Source organism: Spirosoma taeanense, assembly GCF_013127955.1.
In the GTDB taxonomy this organism is placed as follows: domain Bacteria; phylum Bacteroidota; class Bacteroidia; order Cytophagales; family Spirosomataceae; genus Spirosoma; species Spirosoma taeanense.
This window is the reverse complement of sequence record NZ_CP053435.1, coordinates 432,431-450,372: the sequence shown is the minus strand read 5'-3', so window position 1 is coordinate 450,372 and position 17,942 is coordinate 432,431. Positions and strand designations below refer to the sequence as shown.

General features: G+C 54.3%; 12 protein-coding genes. 5 read left to right on the top strand and 7 right to left on the bottom strand.

The annotated features are described in order from the left end of the window. The first annotated feature begins 67 nt into the window (after positions 1 to 67). The 4 genes from HNV11_RS01990 to HNV11_RS01975 are packed head-to-tail and all read left to right on the top strand — an operon-like array spanning position 68 to position 3,622. Complete coding sequence (locus tag HNV11_RS01990) at positions 68 to 931, top strand: DUF58 domain-containing protein (RefSeq protein WP_171738067.1); 864 nt, start codon at positions 68 to 70, stop codon at positions 929 to 931. Positions 932 to 953: 22 nt separating this feature from the next. Continuing rightward, positions 954 to 1,934, top strand: a complete 981-nt coding sequence (locus HNV11_RS01985; RefSeq protein ID WP_240163689.1) for a hypothetical protein — start codon at positions 954 to 956, stop codon at positions 1,932 to 1,934. A 1-nt stretch (position 1,935) separates the two neighbouring features. After that, positions 1,936 to 3,015, top strand: coding sequence for a VWA domain-containing protein (locus tag HNV11_RS01980; RefSeq protein WP_171738066.1), 1,080 nt, complete (start codon positions 1,936 to 1,938; stop codon positions 3,013 to 3,015). Between the two features lie 31 nt (positions 3,016 to 3,046). Beyond that, complete coding sequence (locus tag HNV11_RS01975) at positions 3,047 to 3,622, top strand: ribonuclease HII (protein ID WP_171738065.1); 576 nt, start codon at positions 3,047 to 3,049, stop codon at positions 3,620 to 3,622. Positions 3,623 to 3,630: 8 nt separating this feature from the next. Here the strand turns inward: HNV11_RS01975 and HNV11_RS01970 are convergent, their stop codons facing one another. From HNV11_RS01970 to HNV11_RS01940, 7 genes are all read right to left on the bottom strand, one after another. Next, positions 3,631 to 5,796, bottom strand: a complete 2,166-nt coding sequence (locus HNV11_RS01970) for a 3-hydroxyacyl-CoA dehydrogenase NAD-binding domain-containing protein (RefSeq protein WP_171738064.1) — start codon at positions 5,794 to 5,796, stop codon at positions 3,631 to 3,633. 94 nt (positions 5,797 to 5,890) lie between these two features. Then, positions 5,891 to 7,099: an acetyl-CoA C-acetyltransferase gene (locus HNV11_RS01965; protein WP_171738063.1), complete on the bottom strand. Its 1,209-nt coding sequence runs from the start codon at positions 7,097 to 7,099 to the stop codon at positions 5,891 to 5,893. Between the two features lie 182 nt (positions 7,100 to 7,281). Further along, positions 7,282 to 8,277 (bottom strand): Hint domain-containing protein, encoded by a 996-nt coding sequence (locus HNV11_RS01960; protein WP_171738062.1) that lies wholly within the window; start codon positions 8,275 to 8,277, stop codon positions 7,282 to 7,284. A 71-nt stretch (positions 8,278 to 8,348) separates the two neighbouring features. Next, positions 8,349 to 9,923 (bottom strand): flavin monoamine oxidase family protein, encoded by a 1,575-nt coding sequence (locus HNV11_RS01955; RefSeq protein ID WP_171738061.1) that lies wholly within the window; start codon positions 9,921 to 9,923, stop codon positions 8,349 to 8,351. 37 nt (positions 9,924 to 9,960) lie between these two features. Then, positions 9,961 to 11,142, bottom strand: a complete 1,182-nt coding sequence (locus HNV11_RS01950; RefSeq protein ID WP_171738060.1) for a pyridoxal phosphate-dependent aminotransferase — start codon at positions 11,140 to 11,142, stop codon at positions 9,961 to 9,963. A gap of 461 nt (positions 11,143 to 11,603) precedes the next feature. Next, positions 11,604 to 13,604, bottom strand: coding sequence for a S9 family peptidase (locus tag HNV11_RS01945; protein ID WP_240163688.1), 2,001 nt, complete (start codon positions 13,602 to 13,604; stop codon positions 11,604 to 11,606). A gap of 29 nt (positions 13,605 to 13,633) precedes the next feature. After that, the gene (locus HNV11_RS01940; protein ID WP_171738059.1) at positions 13,634 to 14,995 is read right to left on the bottom strand and encodes a M20/M25/M40 family metallo-hydrolase; all 1,362 of its coding nucleotides are present in this window, start codon (positions 14,993 to 14,995) and stop codon (positions 13,634 to 13,636) included. A 252-nt stretch (positions 14,996 to 15,247) separates the two neighbouring features. On the opposite strand from HNV11_RS01940, the gene HNV11_RS01935 reads away from it, so the two are divergent. After that, positions 15,248 to 17,941 (top strand): M12 family metallo-peptidase, encoded by a 2,694-nt coding sequence (locus tag HNV11_RS01935; protein ID WP_171738058.1) that lies wholly within the window; start codon positions 15,248 to 15,250, stop codon positions 17,939 to 17,941. Position 17,942 lies beyond the last annotated feature (1 nt).

Below are 17,942 nucleotides of genomic sequence, written 5' to 3'. Positions count from 1 at the left end.
TTTGTAAGTTGATCCCCAGGGGCAAAGTTCGGGATTGCCTGTTAAAATAGTATAACGCCTGCTCCGCATGGATGAGTTCTTAGCCCGGCTTCGTAATTTCGACATTCAGATCCGCAAAGCCGTCAACTCGCAGATGCGCGGGTCGTTCCGCTCCGTATTCAAAGGTACAGGTTTGGAGTTCAGCGACTTGCGCACTTACCAGTATGGCGACGATGTTAGGGCGATTGACTGGAACGTTTCGTCAAAAGGCCACGGTACGTTCGTGAAAGTCTTTCGGGAAGAAAAGGACCAGACCGTTTTTTTCGTCGTCGACGTCAGCGCTTCCCAGCAGGTAGGGCCGCAGCACCGCGCCAAACTCGACGCGACCAAGGAAGTGTGCGGAGTGCTGGCGATGTCGGCCATTCGTGAGGCCAGCCACGTGGGACTGTACTGCTTTTCCGATCAGAAAGAACGGTACATCAAGCCCTCGAACAGCATGAAAACGGGTTATCAACTGATTATGAGCCTGTTTAAGCTGCAACCCGAATCGACGCGCACAAACCTGGCTGATGCCCTACTGTTTACGTTAAACTGCCTCAAACGCCGGAGTGTGGTCATTCTGCTCTCTGATTTTATCGACCAGGGTTACGACCATAACCTGAAGGCGTTAGCGAAAAAACATGATCTTGTCGTTATTCACCTGTACGATCAACGCGAGATCAATCTGCCCCGGCTCGGTATTATCCCGGTTCACGACACCGAAAGCGGGCAGACGGTCTGGCTCAATACCTCATCAGTCTCGTTTCGGAAACACCTGCGCGATACATTCCAGCAGAACCAGGCGCGGCTGGAACGGCTCTGCAAACAGTTTAATGCCAACTACCTTGCGCTCGATTCGCAGGAAGATTTTGTTCCGAAACTGATTGAGCTGTTTCGGGTGAGAAAGTATTAATAGACCCAACCGCCAGCTATCCGTGACTTGTTTTGTTCGACCTTTACTGGCTTTTTTGCTGCTTGCGCTGTCGCTACGGGCACAGGTGCCGGAACAGCAGCAGCCGACCGGCCGGTTTCTGAGCGATAGTTTTGAGATTGGCCGACCGTTTCAGTACGCGCTGACGTTCCGGCACGCTCCCACGGCCGAAGTTCTTTTCCCCGATACAGCCCGGCACTTTCTTCCCTTTCGGGTCAGGCAGATAACCATTACGCCAACGGAAACGACAGGTCAGGGTCTAAGCGCCATCAGCCGCGACAGCGCCGTGTACACGCTTATTTCGTTCGAAACCGATCCGGCCCAGTTGTTACGGGTTCCCATTCGTCTGATTAACGCCCGTGACTGTACGATTCTGATGACCGGCATCGATACGGTTTTTCTACGTTCGCGCCTGACGAGTCCGGCGTCAGGAAGTGGTCTACCGACGGGCCTTACGTTGGCGTCAGCGACCCGGCTGGCTCCCCTGCAGCAGCAGTTCAACTATCCTGCACTAGGCCTTGTGCTGCTGGTTTTGAGCCTGACAGCTTTGCTGTTATACGGCCTGTTTGGCCGCTCGATCCGGCGACAATGGCGGTTGTACGGACTCCGTCAGCAGCATCTACGGTTCATGCGCGACTACAACCGGCTGAGCCGGGGTATTAATGCCGACACGGCTGCCGATACCGCCAACCAGGCCGTTATTACCTGGAAGGCTTATCTGGAACAATTGGAAAATCAGCCTTATGCGTCATTAACAACGCTCGAAATTGCCGAACGCACGGGGGATGAACGCGTAACCGATGCGCTGCGCGAAGCCGACCGAATGATTTACGGTGGTTCATTTTCGGCCCAGTTGCCCGAATCCCTGCGCGTGCTGCGCGAAGTCGCTGATCAAACGTATCGCCGACGTCGGCAACGAATAGCTAATCGGGCTACTCACCCCGTTGCTTCGCCCGACGCAGCTGAACCCTCCACTTTAGCCTGATATGGACGCCTGGTATTCGCTTCGTTGGTTCGACCCGGCCTTCTGGCAGCAGTTTCGCTTTGCCTATCCGCTGGCGCTGTACCTGATTCCGGCCATTCTACTGCTGTTTGCTCTACGCTATTACCTGCATCGCGGGGCGCAGCAACGGCTAAACATGGCCTTAGGGCCAATTGTCGGTAACGTTGATTCGTCGAGCTGGTTCAGCCTGAATCGTACCCGAAGTGCGCGGGCGGCCGTTAGTTACCTGCGCTATCTTTTGCCGGGCAGTATGTTCATGGCCGTTAGCCTGCTGCTGGTTACCCTGGCGCGACCACAGATTGTACGGGAACGGCGCGAGGAGCTCTCGCAGGGAATTGATATTATGCTGGCGGTGGATGTGTCGTCGTCCATGACTGAAACCGATCTGCCGCCCACGCGTCTGGCCGCGGCTCGACGTGTAGCGCAGGCGTTTGTCAACGGCCGTAAAAACGACCGGATTGGCCTGGTTATTTTCGCGGGCGAAGCGTTTTCGCTTTGTCCGCTCACGACTGATTATACCTTGTTGAAACAATACCTGAGCGAGTTGAACGACCGCATGATTCCGGCATCCGGCACGGCCATCGGCGACGCCCTGGCTCGTTGCATTAATCGGATGCGCGAACCGGCCAGTGCCGCTCAGGATTCCACCCGACCGGCTGCAGCTCGCAGTAAAGTCATTATTCTGCTGAGCGATGGCGATAACACGGCTGGCAACCTCGACCCCACCACGGCCGCCCGATTAGCCAAAGCGTTTGGCATCCGAATTTATACGATCGCCGTCGGTCGCGCCAGCCGGTCGCAGGAAACAGCGTCGACTGTAGATGAAGGGATTCTGAAAACCATTGCCGGGATTGGCGAAGGCAGCTTCTTCCGCGCGACCGACGCCAGTCGGCTACGGGCCATATTCGCCCAGATTAACCGATTGGAAAAATCGCCTGTCCGCGTGCAGGTTTATGAAGATGTGCAGGACTATTACCGCATCTATTTATACTGGGCTATCGTATTCCTGCTCGTTACGCTGCTACTCAAAACTACTATTGTCGGGAACGTACTCGAAGATTAACCGACACCCAAAACCGGGCGCTCAATACCTGATGTTAAAATCATTTTATAACGCCAACGTGCTCGAAGCGGGCCTGGATGAAGTCGGCCGGGGGTGTCTGGCGGGGCCGGTGGTCGCAGCTGCCGTTATTTTACCGGGTGACTACACCCACCCGATTCTGAACGATTCAAAGCAACTCAGCCGCGCCCAGCGTGAAACCTTACGTATTGCTATTGAACGCGATGCGCTGGCCTGGGCGGTGGCCGAAGTATCGCATGAGGATATTGACCGGATCAATATTCTTAAGGCAAGTTTTCTGGCCATGCACCGGGCCGTGGACGCCCTTACGATTCGGCCTGAACACCTGCTCGTGGATGGAAACCGCTTCGTGCCTTACCCCATGATTCCGCATACCTGCATTATAAAAGGTGATGCGCATTATCTGTCCATTGCCGCAGCGTCGGTACTGGCTAAAACCTACCGCGATGACCTGATGGAACGCCTGAGCGCTGAGTTTCCAGCTTATGGGTGGGCGCAGAATGTTGGCTATCCTACGCCCGCTCACCGCGAAGCCATCCGACAACTTGGCCCAACCAAATACCACCGGATGAGCTTTCGATTAACCTGACCGTTGGCTCAGTTGACCAATTCGGGCTGCCTGGCCTGTTCACGTAATTTCTGCGTCGGACGGAAACGTTCGCCGTATTGATCGGCCAGCCGGTCGCAGGTTTTTACGAACGTTTCAATGCCTACAAAATCGACAAACGACAGAGCTCCTCCCGTGTAGGCCGGGAAGCCCCAGCCCAGAATTGAACCGAGGTCGGCATCCAATTTTGTCCGGACTACGCCTTCCTCAAAGCAGCGTACGGCTTCAAGGGCCTGCCGGTATAGCAGTCTCGTTTTTACCTCATCAGGCGTCGACTGCGTTGCCGAAACAGGATACAGTTCTGCCAGTCCCGGCCAAAGCGTTTTCGATTCGCCCTCGGGATAGTCGTAAAAACCAGCTTTTGTTTTTTTACCCAGGCGTCTGAGTTCCACAAACTTCCGGGCCACCTGATAGCTGGTATCGTCCTCGTGTAAAGCGCCATCCTGAATTCCCTGACTCGATATTTTATAAACCAGATCAAGCGCAACTTCGTCGGTTACGGCCAGCGGACCGACTGGCATACCGGCGTCTTTCCCGGCGTTTTCGATCAGTACGGGCTTTACGCCATCTTTGAGCAGTTCCATGCCCTCGGCGGTGTACGTACCGAAGCAGCGCGACGTGTAAAAGCCCCGGCTATCGTTCACGACTATCGGCGTTTTTCGAATTTTGCGAACGTAATCCATCGCTACGGCCAGGGCATAGTCGGACGTTTGCTTACCCAGAATGATCTCCACGAGCATCATCTTATTCACCGGCGAGAAGAAGTGGATACCGATGAAGTTTTCGGGCCGAGCCGAAGCTTCCGCCAGACCACTGATGGGCAGCGTAGACGTATTGGAGCCAAATACGCCACCTGCTGCAAGCATCGGCTCGGCCTCTACGGTCACCTGCGCTTTCAGCTCACGGTTTTCAAACACGGCTTCAATAATCAGCTCGCAGCCCTGCAGGTCGGTTACCTCGACGGTGGGTCTGATCCGGTTTAGAATGGCATCTACGCTGAGCGGGTCTACTTTACCGCGTTCGACGCCTTTTTTGAGCAAGCTCCGCGAATAGTCCTTTCCCTTTTCAGCGGCTTCAATCAATACGTCTTTCAGGACAACCTCCAGACCCGCCAGCGCCGATACGTATGCAATACCCGCGCCCATCATGCCTGCGCCCAGAATGCCCAGTTTTTTGACCTCGGTTTTCGGCACATCCTTCGGTCGGCTTATGCCTTTGTTGGCCTGGTTGAGTCCCAGAAACATCGTTGTAATCAGATTCCGGGCCACTTTTGAAGTAGCGACTTTCACAAAATGCCGCGCTTCAATGACCAACGCCCGGTCAATGTTGACCTGTAGCCCTTCATACACGCAGGCCATGATTTCGAGCGGAGCCGGATAGTTCCCCCGGGTTTTGTCCATCAACATGGCCGTGCCAGCCGCGAAAGTCTGCGCCCCGATGGGTGTTTGTACATTCCCGCCCGGCACCTTGAAGTTATCCTTCCCGACGATTTTACCGGTTTTACGGTCTATTTCGTCCCAGGGTTGCAGAGGTTTTGGGTTGGCGGCAATATAGACACGGGCTTTATCCATCAGTTCGGCGGGGCTACCGGCGATATCGTCGATCATGCCCAGACGCAGAGCCGCCTGAACGTCGACTTTTTTACCTTCTACCAGTAGGGGCAAGGCCGCCTGCATGCCAATCATGCGGGGCAATCGCTGCGTTCCGCCCGCGCCCGGCAATAAACCAAGCGTTACTTCAACCAGCCCAATCTGCGTTTTCGGACGATCCGGGGTTTGTTCATCCAGCGCAATCCGGTGGTGGCAGGCCAGACAGATTTCATACCCACCGCCCAGCGCCGTGCCGTTTATGGCGGCTACGGCTGGTTTACCCGACGTTTCAATACTACGGAAAACGCGGTTCAGCCCGGCCGATACCTTCAGCATTTCGGCGGGTTCCTTATCATTATTCCGCAGGATCATCTTCAGGTCGGCGCCCACCACAAACTCCGGTTTTTCGGACGTAATGATGATACCCAGTACAGCCTCGTCGGCATAAGCCCGGTTGAGCGCTTCCTCAAACTGCGGGATTGATTCGTCGTTAAGCACGTTCATCGGAGACGAGGTCATCGCCCACGTAATGACGGCTATGTTCTGGTCAACTACGTAATTTATCATGGTCAGTAGCCAGTTACTTGCTTTTCACTTATGCATTGCCAACCAATTGACATTGTGTCGTTTGCATATAGAGAACCAACAGCGATGCATGTGTTTAATTAACTCGCTCGAAAATCGTTGCGATACCCATTCCGCCCCCAATGCAAAGCGTCGATAAACCGAACTGCTTGTCTGAACGTTCCAGCTCATCGATCAGCGTAGCCGAGATAATAGCCCCAGTAGCACCCAGCGGATGGCCGAGCGCAATGGCCCCGCCATTGACGTTTAGTTTTCCGTGATCGACGCCAAACTCGTCCATAAACAGCATCGGTACGGCCGCAAAGGCTTCGTTTACTTCGAACAGGTCAATATCGCTGATGCTCATGCCCGCCCGTTTCAGCACTTTACGTGTAGCGGGAATCGGCCCCGTCAGCATGATCGTTGGCTCCGAGCCGACAATGGCAAACGCTTTAATCCGGGCGCGGGGTTTCAAACCCGTTTTCAGCCCAAACTCCTCACTACCAATCAATACACCGGCGGCCCCGTCGACAATCTGCGAGGAGTTACCCGCGTGGTGTACGTGATTGATTTTATTGAATTGGGCGTATTTGAGCAAAGCCAGGGCGTCCAGTCCCATTTGCCCCATCATCTCAAAGGCGGGTTTGAGCTTGCTCAGACTTTCGGCGGTGGTGCCGGGCCGAACGCCCTCGTCGCGGTCGAGAACGGTAATGCCAATTTCGTCTTTGAGCGGAACCAGCGTTTTGTGAAAGCGATTATCCGCCTGAGCGGCAACGGCCCGGCGGTAGGACTCAGCCGCGAACGTATCGACGTCGCTGCGCGAGTACCCATATTTGGTCGCAATCAGATCAGCCGAGATGCCCTGCGGCACGATATTGTGGCGAGCCACGATCTGCGGGTTCATGAAAATGGCTCCGCCGTCGGCTCCCATCGGGACGCGCGACATCGACTCGACACCACCGGCCACAATGGCATCCACCTGCCCGGACATAACGTAAGCTCCCGCCATGTTGATAGCCTCCAAACCCGACGAACAGAATCGGTTGAGCTGCACACCCGCCACCGATTCGTCGTATCCGGCTTCGAGCGCGGCCGTTCGGGCAATATCGGCTCCCTGCTCACCAATGGGCGTAACGCAACCCATAATCACGTCGTCAACCAGCGACGTATCCAGTTGATTCCGATCGCGCAGTTCGCGCAGAACGCTGGTCAGCAACGTAATCGGTTGAATGTCGTGGAGGGCGCCATCGCTCTTACCCCGACCGCGAGGGGTTCGAACGGCGTCGTAAATGAAAGCCTCTGCCATAGTTTTGCTAAAAAATTAGTATGCAAGCATACGGTTTTCTTTCAACAAAAGTACAGCCAAATGCAAAACTAGGCAACGGCTTTATTGCTGCTGGTAAATTCTTTGCTTGAAAACAGAAAGCGTCCCGCTGAACGAGCGGTGTAATTCGTTCAGCGGGACGCTTGAATCAATACGTATCTACCTTATTTATCGAGTACCACCGTCTCGCCGACCAGATACGCACCGGCTTCCGTGGCAAGATTATATACGGTCGAAACTGTTTTGGTCTGCTTTTCAACCCGAACTACGCGGTAAGCAACTGGTTTTCCAGCTTCATTCCGGTAGAGCACTTCACCGGCCGTAACGTCGCCCAGGGCTTTACGGCCCGTTGCGGTCAGAACCGGGTGATTGGCCGTCGCTTCGAGCAGGACAGCCGGAGACATGCCGACTTCGGTCTGAGCCACTATTTCGCTAACCGGGGCCAGCCAGACACCCGTCAGATTGAACGTACCCTGATGCGTATCAATGCGCGTTACGTGCGTTGGAGCCGTAATTTTTGTGGCAACATTATAGCCCATCACGACATCATTAACGGCTATATCGCTGATTTTTTTGGCAGAGCCATCAGCCAGCGTTACGGGTGCGTCGGCTGCGAAGCAGAAGTTATATTCCTCTTTCTTTTTCGCGCCACCGTCGTCTGTTTTAGCGCTGCCACCCGCCAGGAGTCCGGCCATCTCGCGTGACAGGACGAAGGTGAGCGTCGACATCAGGCCAGGCTCTTTCTCGCCAACGTACTTCAGGTCGTCGATGTAGGCATCCCAGGCACCCCGTTCGGCGCTTGCACCGGGAATGACAAACGGTTTTACCTCGCCGGTTTTTCCATTCTGGTAGATGGCCAGCAGACCGAGATCTTTGGTATCGGCAGCGGTGAAAATCTTGTAGAGATAAATCTTACGCGTGATACCATCGCTGTAGGTAAATACGTAAGCCGGCCGCTCTTCATACCGATCCAGGATAAACCCGCCCGATTTGAAGTACGTGTCCTTATCCAGGTTAGCAATTTTAATGGCTTTGACGGCCTTGAGCTGATCGAGCGTCATACCCGCCGACGCGGTTTGTGCCCAGACACGTTGGCTTAGAAGTTGGGTTGTGATCGCGCAGGCAAAGAAAAAGAAGAGAGAAAGCAGATTGTGTTTCATAATCGATAGGGCTCACCGGTTTCTGAACCGGCATAATTAATGATTAGTTAGGCCGAAATAGAGATGGGTATTTACTTTTTTGTGTACTCGCCCACTCGCGCATGGATTGCTTCCACAGCCCGCCGGGCGGATGTCAGAGCGCCCGCCATCCAGGCGGTCAGATAAGTGGTGTGCTCACCGGCAAAGTAGATATTGTCGTCGGGCTCCAGCAGGGCGGGATAATATTTCCGACGCGTCGCATCGTCGTAGGTAGCCCAGCCGCCCCCGCTATAAGGCACCCGGTGCCAGGCCAGCGAGAATGAGTTCTCAAACTCGGATGGATATTGCGGGTGAATTTTACTGCCTTGGGTTAGAGCTAGTTTCTCGCGCTCAGCCACCGGCATAGCCCCTATCGCTTCGGCGCGGCTATAGAAATTGTAATAGCCAATCAGAACACCTTTCTTACCCTGAAAGCCGAACGACGGATACCAGATCTGATTGATGTCCATGTTGGTGCGCGAGATGCCCCCGTAAATCCAGTCGTCCTCTTCCCAGAAGCGCCTTTTGAATTGCAGACCGATTTTGCCGGTTTTGATGTAGGGCACAAAATCAGCCGCCCGCTTCACCGTACCCGACAGATCAGATTCCAGGTTTTTCAGCATGGGCAGCGGCAGCGTGCAGACGCAGAATTCGGCGGTTAACTCCTGCGGTTTGCCTCCTTTCTGATAGACGACCCGAACGCCATTTTCGGTTTTACGAAGTTCCGTTACAGGGGCGTTGAACAGAATTTTACCCGTTAGTTTTTTTTCAAACGCCCTCGGAATGGCGTCCATGCCGCCGACAGGCTGCATGAGCGTTGTCTGCTGCTCATAGATGTAATCGCCGACGTTATAAAATACCGGCTGCATAAACCCTGAACGTAGCAGATCGGTCAGGCCATACGGATCGGTTACTTCGCCCGGAGCAGTTCCGGCGCCGGGTTCGTTTTTTGCTTTGTAGCCGCGCCGGTTAGTGCCCTTGTACAGATGATTGGTATTCAGGTCGCCTTCGTTCTTCAGAAAATCGACCAGCTTTTCAATGTCTTCTTTTGTTAGCTGCTGGTCTAAAGCCGACTGATCGAGAGCCTTGGCGAGCAGTTCGGACGTATAGCCGCGCATATCGTTATGATATTCTTTAATGCGCAGCCGCCGGTTGGCAAAATCGCCCGTACCGCCGTCGTTATATAAATAAGCGGCTTCGTTGTTGCCGTTGAAAATCTCCAGCGGTACGTTGAGTTCCCGGCAATACTGAAGGGTTAACTGGTGGTGATGCGGAATACGAGCGGCTCCCCCGTTGAAGTATAAGCCGTCTTCAAATCGGCAGGTCTGATCAGTTCCACCGTTCATCTCAGTTTCTTTCGTACCGCCCCGGATTGTCCAGACGCGGCCACCCGACCGCGACCGCGCTTCCAGCACCGTACAGTCGTAGCCTAGCTTTCCAAGTTCATAAGCCGTAGCCATCCCGGCCAGACCAGCGCCTAAGATCACTACTTTCCGGCCTTTTCCTTCGCTGGTACGACCATTAGCCGGTAAATTCATAGCCGAGGCCGGAGCCGACGGCAGCATTCCCCACGCCAATAAGCTGGCGTAACTGGCACTTGTTGAATTAATGAAATCCCGTCTCGTCATAATGTGCATGTACGGTCCAGCCTGCTGTGTCGTCTGGTTAACCTACCACTTTTTTAAACCCATCCATAAACATGGCCATCTCGTCCATTGTCCCGACGCTGACGCGGCAGTAAGGCTGCCCGCTGAAGTCCCGCGTCTGAATACCAATACCATTGGCGAACATCTGGTTTTCAAATGCCTTGGTCTTCATCCGAATGGGAAACAGAATAAAGTTGGCGGCTGATGGAATCACGTCATAGCCCATATCGGTCAGGGCTTTAGTGGTGAAGGCCCGGGCTTTGGCGTTCTCGGCCCGGCAGTGATTCTGCCAGTCTTTATCCTGGTAACTGGCGATACCGGCCATCAGGGTTGTGATACTAACGGCAAATTCACCATTGGTATAGGGCTTCATCGCCATCAGCAGTTCAGGCTTAGCAATAGCATAACCCAGGCGCAGCCCTGCGAAGCCATGAATCTTGGAGAACGTCCGGGCCAGGATCACATTCTGTCCTTCGGCCACCAGCTTACCCAGCTTAGGCCGGTCGGCGGGTTCATAGAAATCGATATAGGCTTCGTCAAGGAACACAGGCACTTTAGGCGCTACCTCCCGGCAGAACGCTTCCAAATCAGCCGCCGGGACAACAGTGCCGGTTGGGTTATTCGGGTTCACGATGTAAACCAGCTTCACGTCGGGGGTAATTCTGGCCTTAATGGCTGCGAGGTCGTACGTATACTCTTTCGTCATGGGTACGGCCACAATTTTGGCACCCTGCTTCTGCGCCCGTTCAAGCAGGTCGTCGTAGGTCATGGCGCTGGTCAGAATTGTACCGCCACCTTTGGCAAAATGGGTAGCAGCCGCCATCAGAATATCCGATGAACCTGGCGACATCATGATGTTTTTGGGCGAAACACCTTCATCGGCCGCAATAAGCTGTTTCAGTTGCGCAAACTCCATCCAGGCATATCGGTTACCAATGTCGGCGGCTTTTACGAGCGCTTCCTTTGCACTCGGAGCAATGCCGAGTGGGTTCTCATTCGCCAATAACCGCGCCCGAAGTTTGGGCAGCGTATCGGGGGGGGTAGCCGTGTTTGTGCCGCGCACGGCAGCAAACTCATCGACAAATACCGACTGACCATAGGTCGCTGGGGCCGCCTTAGCGAACCGCAGCCCCGTACTTAGCCCAGCCGTCAGCAGACCACTGGCGCGGAGCCAATCCCGGCGGGTTAGTTGTGATGCCATTTCGTTTTGGATTTATTTAGGAATTAATAAAAGTAAATAATAAACACATCTATTGGCTCTTAGCGCGATGTGAAAGTACGAATTAATGCCAATAAAAAATTGCCGTTAATCCATAATCCCATATAAATAATTCTGCAAATCAACTTTTTTGCAAAATAATTATATTGAGTTACGTTGATTATAGACGGTAGATTTCATAGTCCACCACTGCCTGGTGGAGATTCGGTGATTTAGTGAACGGTCAAAAGACCAGGGTTTCGTTCAGATTACGCTGCTGGTGTGATGCCCCAACGCGGGTTAGAGTGAGATAAAACCAGAGATAGCCAGAACCATCGTCAGAACTGACTACCTGGCTATGGGTAAAAAGAAAAAGGGGGAAATCTATCCCCCCTCTCGCTTACTCAATGGCACTATGTTGACAGCTGCTCTAGTTAATGGTGAAGACGGCTGTTTTAACTTTTTCAGGTTGTCTTTGGCTTGAGATATTTATCAAACCATTGCAGATAGCGATCGGCGCGGTCTTTCTGGTAACTGGGTACCGTAATACCGTGAAACTGCCCCGGATAAATAATCAACTGGGTTGGAATACCCAGCGAACGTAAGGCCTGAAACATCTGCTCGCTACCCGCCGACGGTACGTTGAAATCTTTTTCGCCCGCCATAAAGATCGTGGGCGTTTTGATGCGATCAGCTTTCAGGAACGGATAAGACAGTTTCAGCCACTTATCGGTGTTTTTCCAGGGAGCGCCCAGTTCGTTTTCGTACTGGTTTGTGTACTGATCAATACCGTACATGGATAGTTGCAGCGAGCTGCCGGCTCCGCTGGCCGCGGCCTTAAATCGCGTATCGGTGGCGATGGTGTAGTTGGTCAGGATACCGCCATAACTCCAGCCTCCAATGCCCAGCCGCTCCGGATCAGCAATACCTTTCTCGACTACGTAATCGGTTGCGCCCAGAATGTCCAGCACTTCTTTGTTACCCCAGTCCGCGTAAATAGCTTTGGTATGCTCGATTCCCCGACCGTTACTGCCGCGGTAGTTGACCGCAACGACGGCATAGCCGCCAGCCGCCAGAAGCTGCCGGGTCAGATCAAACGAAAATTCATCCTGTGAAACGGGTCCGCCATGAATATAGAGAATAGTCGGCAGTTTTTTGTTGGCCGGTGCATTGGCGGGCCGATACAGGATATTCGACACCTGCGCCCCGTCTTTGCTGCGTGAAGTGAAGCCCTCAACCTGGGCCAGTTCGAGCGGAGCCAGAAACGCATCGTGTACGTGCGTTAGCCGGCGGGTTATTCCGTTTTCGACCGCGTACAGTTCCGGGGGCGTCTGCGGATCGCTCATCAGGGTAGCCCAGTTATTGGCCGAAACAGCCTCCAGATCGCTGAACGCCCGATTGCCGCTCGTCAGCTTCGTTAGTTTGCCGGTGGCAACCGTGTATTGACCTACGTAGGCCTGCCGGTCGTCCTGGATCAGAACGCCAATGGCCTGTCCATCCTTTGTCCAGTGGGGATTGCGAACGGGCCGGTCCAGCGTTTTGGAGAGCAAGGCTGGTTCGCCCCCTTCGCGGCTGATAACTGCCAGCACGGGCTGGTCATACATCAGGAAATTGCCTGATGCCGTCGAGCGCAGATACGCGATCGTCTTGCCGTCGGGACTCCAGGCGGGACTATTGTCCGAGCCCGTCCAGGTGGTTAACTGCTTGAAGGCTGCCCCTTTCCGGGCGTCGATCACGTAAATATCGGTATTCTGATTCCGGTCGGGCTCCTGCGTCCGGTTGCTGACAAAGGCAATCTGCGACCCATCCGGCGACCAGACCGGTGAGGTTTCGTCGTAGATACCAGTGGTTAGCGTGTCGAGCTTTTTAGTCGTTACGTCAAAGACGTACAGATGCACCGGGCTGTTTTCCAGATAGCCCCGAACGTCGGCTTTGAAATGGTAACGATCCAGCACGTACGGCTTGCGCACCTTTGTCTTGGCCGAGTCGGCGTAATCAACGTCCCGCAGAACCATGGCGATTTTTTTACCATCCGGCGACCAGACGTAATCTTCCAGATCGTTTTTCAGATCAGTCAGTTTGCGGGCTTCACCGCCCCGGCGGTCCATCAGCCAGATCTGGCCTTTTGTGGCGCCCTGCCGGGCCGAGACGAACGACAGGTATTTACCATCCGGACTGAAGCGGGGTTTGGATTCTCCCTCGGGCGTGTTAGTTAACTGCACAGATTCCTGGCCGTTCCAGCTCACCATCCAGATGTCCGTATTTCGTTTGTCCTTTGTCGAGTCGACGGTCGACAAGCCATAAGCAACCCATTTCCCGTCGGGCGAAACCTGCAGGTCGCTGATGGTCTGCAGGCGATAAATATCCCTGGGCGTCAGGGGGCGTTTCTTGACTGACGTTTGCGCCAGACTGCTGAAACCGCCAAGCGTGAGCAGAGCCAGCAGAAGAAAACGGCTGTTCATCATTGGTGATTGAGTTGGTGTTGACAAAGTGATTAGCGCAGATTGGGCATGGGCAGCACCGGCAGACTTTCGTTACCGTCTTCGCTGACCGACTGCACGGCGAAATAATAATTGTCTTTCGAGTACGGCAGCGTCATGCCCAGCTTGGTCGTAAAGATTTTTTTCTGCCAGAAAGGCCAATGGGTTTCGCGCATCAGCACGTAATAGCCTTTTACCTTGCCCGTTTTGGGCGCCTGCCAGTAAAGTGCCGTTGAGTTCGTCAGGTTCCGAACGTCGATCGTCACCTGTTGGGGCACGACCGGGGCCTTCGCCAGGTTCGCCAGCGTTGCGAGGTTAACGGCGGTGTTCTTACGCAGGTACTCAAAATCCATGAATTTGGCGTAGTCGCCAAATTCAGTGCCGTTCTGGGTCCGCAGGTCCTGGTGCTGATGATCGTAATTTTCGTTCATCTCGGTCAGCCGAACGGCCCCGAATCCGCGTTGTACGAACGGCGTATGGTCGCCCCCGCGCAGGTAGCGGTCGTTCCGGTAAACCATCACCACCTCCAGATTCTCGACGTAGCGTTCGCCCACTTCTTTCAGATACCGGGCCAGCGTGCGGGCTTTTCCGTCGTTCTCATTCCCAAACTGCCGGATCTGGCCAATCCGCCCGGTGCTGTCTTTCAGCAGACTGGCGGGCAGGCCTTCACTGAAAACCCGCAGCCGGGTGTTGTCGATGATACCCGTTTCGTTGCTGTGGTTCGAGCCCATGATGTCGTTGTTCAGCACGGCCTCCAGATTCCACTTTTCTTTTACCGCCCGCTCGGCCAGGTGTTCGGCCCCCAGCAGCCCCTGCTCTTCACCCGTCAGGGTTACAAAGACGATTGTTGCCGAAAACTGCGCTTTGCTCATCACCCGGCAGAGTTCAATGACGGCGGCTGTACCCGAGCCATCGTCGTTGGCTCCCGGCGCGTCGGATTCCCGATTCATGACGTTCGTTACGCGGCTGTCCATGTGGCCCTGCACAATAAACACCCGCGTATCGTTCGGGTCGGTGCCTTTCAGAGTAGCCATCACATTCCCCATATCAGCGGGTTTGTCGACGCGACGACCGTCGGGCTGAAGCGTCCAGGTATCGAGTTGGGCGGTCATTCGCCCACCCGACTGTTTGGCGTACTGCTGGAATTTACCCAGTATCCAGTTCCGGGCGGCCCCAATACCTTTTCGGGGGTCGGCGGTTGTGCTGAGTGTATGCCGGGTTCCGAAGCTGACCAGACCGCTAACGTGCGCCCGCAGGCTGTCGGCCGAAACCTGGCTGACCAGGTCAGCAATTTGCGGATCACGATTCAGAATTGTCTGGGCAAAAACAGGTGAAATGCAGGAAGCAATGAAAACAGAGAGAACCGCTTTTTTCATGAAGTCGATGATTGGACAACGAAACTACTAAAAAAGGCCAACCAATCCGAATTATGCCAAGTAGCTCTGAATAAACTATATAAGTCTACCTGAATTTATTGAACGATTAATAATTTTCTTTGAGAAATTAACAAAAAGCCTCCAGTTTTAGCCCTGTGTCAGGGATGCCGTCATAGCTGTTTGACCAGCGTCAGTCCAATCGTTGCCAGCCTTTCTCGTTCACCCGCGGGTTTTATGAAACACCTTTCCCGAATGCCTTTCATTCGACGCTGGTTTTTGCTGCTGATCCTGCTCAGCGCTGCATTGTCGGTACAGGCGCAGCAAAAAAATTACCTGCAGCAACTCCTGGACATCGCCAGAAAAACAGCGCAACCCCAGACGTTTCCGCTTTTCAACCCCTCGAACACAGCCAGTTATAACCCCAGCCTGTTTAAAACCGGAAAGCTGCCGGTTCAGCTTTCGGTCGTTACGGCTTCGCTGAACCGGATTGCAACCGAAAAGCCGGAATTGCTCGTGATCGCTATTCCGGCTGGCCCGGAAACGATTGAACTGGAGCTTGTTCCGGTCGAACTGTTCATGCCAAACACCAAATTGCTGCTGGGCACCCCCACCGGAACCATTGAAGCACCCTTGCGCCGGGGTGTGTACTACCAGGGATTTATTAAAAACAAACCCAACTCACTGGTTTCGCTCAGCATTATTGACGGTGAACTAGCGGGCTTCGTTTCCGACGAAACCGGGAATCGCATCCTGAGCCGGCTGAAGCAAAGTCCGAATAGCTATCTTTTTTATCCGGACAACAGCGTAGCCAATCAGAAATCATTCGTCTGCTCAACGAAGGACCCAGGCACTGCGCTGCGGGGTCAGGATGTCCGAGTCGCGAATAACGTAAGCTGTCAGGTAGTGAGTATTTATTTCGAAGCTGACTACCAGATGTATCTGGACAACGGCTCCAGCGTCAGCACGACGACCAACTTCATCATGGGCGTGTTCAACCAGGTTGCCACGATATACAATAAGGAAAACATTGCCATCCGGGTAGCCGGGATTAAAATATGGACGGCAACCGATCCATACATCAGCGCCACAACGACCAGCGAAGCCTTGTCCCTGTTCCTGAGTTATCAGAATGCCAATCCTCCGGCGGTGACCAGTCAGTTATCGCATTTACTTTCGACCAGAGGACTGGGCGGTGGCATCGCTTACGTGGATGTGTTATGCTCTCCTTCGGTCAAGTACGGCGTTAGCGCCAATCTGAGCACGTCCTACGCCGACTTTCCAAATTATTCTTGGGAAGTCTACGTAATTTCCCACGAACTGGGGCATAATTTCGGGTCGCCCCATACGCAAAGCTGCTCCTGGGCGGGCGGGGCACTGGATAACTGCTATCCAACGGAAGGCGGTTGTCCGCTGGGTCCGGCGCCTGTCAACGGAGGAACAATCATGAGTTACTGCCATTTGACGAGTTATGGGGTTAATCTGGCCAATGGCTTTGGCATTCAGCCGGGCAACCTGATCCGGAACCGGACGGCCTCAGCGAGTTGTGTGCCATCGGCGGCTGGTCCACCAACCAGTCTGGCCGTTAAAAACATCCGGGCAACTTCCGTAATGGTATATTGGGTATCCAACTCGGGCAGCACGAGTTTTACCCTCCAGTACCGGCTAACCAGTTCCAATACGTGGATAACGGTAGGTCCTTTTCTGGGTCCGCAACGTATCATTACAGATCTTTCCCCCAATACAGCCTACGTATGGCGGGTTACGGGTGAATGTTCGAGCGAGTACTCCGCCGAGTCGGCCTTCACGACCGGCCAACCGGTATATTGCACCCCGCTGTACACCAACAATGGCTGCAACTTCGCGATAGGGCTAAACTCGGTTACGTTGAACGGCGTTGCCATGACGACCAACTCGGGTTGCTCCCCCAGTTATTTCACGGATTATCCTACGCCGGTTGTCAACGTGTCCAAAGCGGCCTCGAATACCTTTACGGTTGGCTTTCTGGGTTACAATAACCCCCAGCATATAGCTATCTGGATTGATTTCAACGACAATTATGAGTATGAGCCATCAGAACTGGTATATGCAACCGCCCAGCAATACCAGACACCCGTAACGAGTAGCTTTACGATTCCTGAGTCAGCGCCCGGTGGTGTCACCCGGCGCATGCGTATCCGGAATCAGTATTACAATCCAGTAACTGACCCCTGCGCTACGCTGGGTTACGGTGAAACAGAAGATTACAGGGTGTTTATTGAGTCGAACTGCGGGGATCAGCCCGTTACTCCTCCGCTGGCCAGCAGCACGACCATTTGCAGCGGTACGACGGCCGCCCTGAGTGCATCGGGCTGCACAGGCGGTACCATCAGGTGGTATGACGCAGCGACTGGCGGCACCGTGCTGGCAACAACCAGCGCCTGGGTTACGCCCGCGCTCACGGCCTCCACAACTTATTACGTCTCCTGCACACAGGGCGAATGCGAGAGTACGCGGACCACAGTTACTGTAACCGTAAGGGCAAACCCGGCCGCGCCGATTATTACAGCCTCGGCCGATAGCCTTGCCTGTCAGGCGCAAAGCGTTACGTTGGTCGTTACGAACTGCAGTGGCAGCGTAGCCTGGCTGCCGAGCGGCTCAGGCAGTTCGTTGGTCGTCAATCCGACCGTGCCAACAACCTACACGGCAATCTGCACAACCGACGGGTGCAGCAGCAGTCAGTCCATAACCGTTGCGCCCGTAGCGACCATGTTTTCGCTGCAAAGCGGCAACTGGAACAACCCGGCCGTCTGGTCCTGCAACCGGGTGCCAAACGCCACCGACAGGCTGACGATTCGATCCGGGCATGCGGTTACGCTACCCGCCAGCTACTCAGGATCCGCCAGGTCAATCGCCTTGTTTGGCATACTCCGCTATCAGCTCAATGCAAAACTACTGCTTGGTCAGTAAG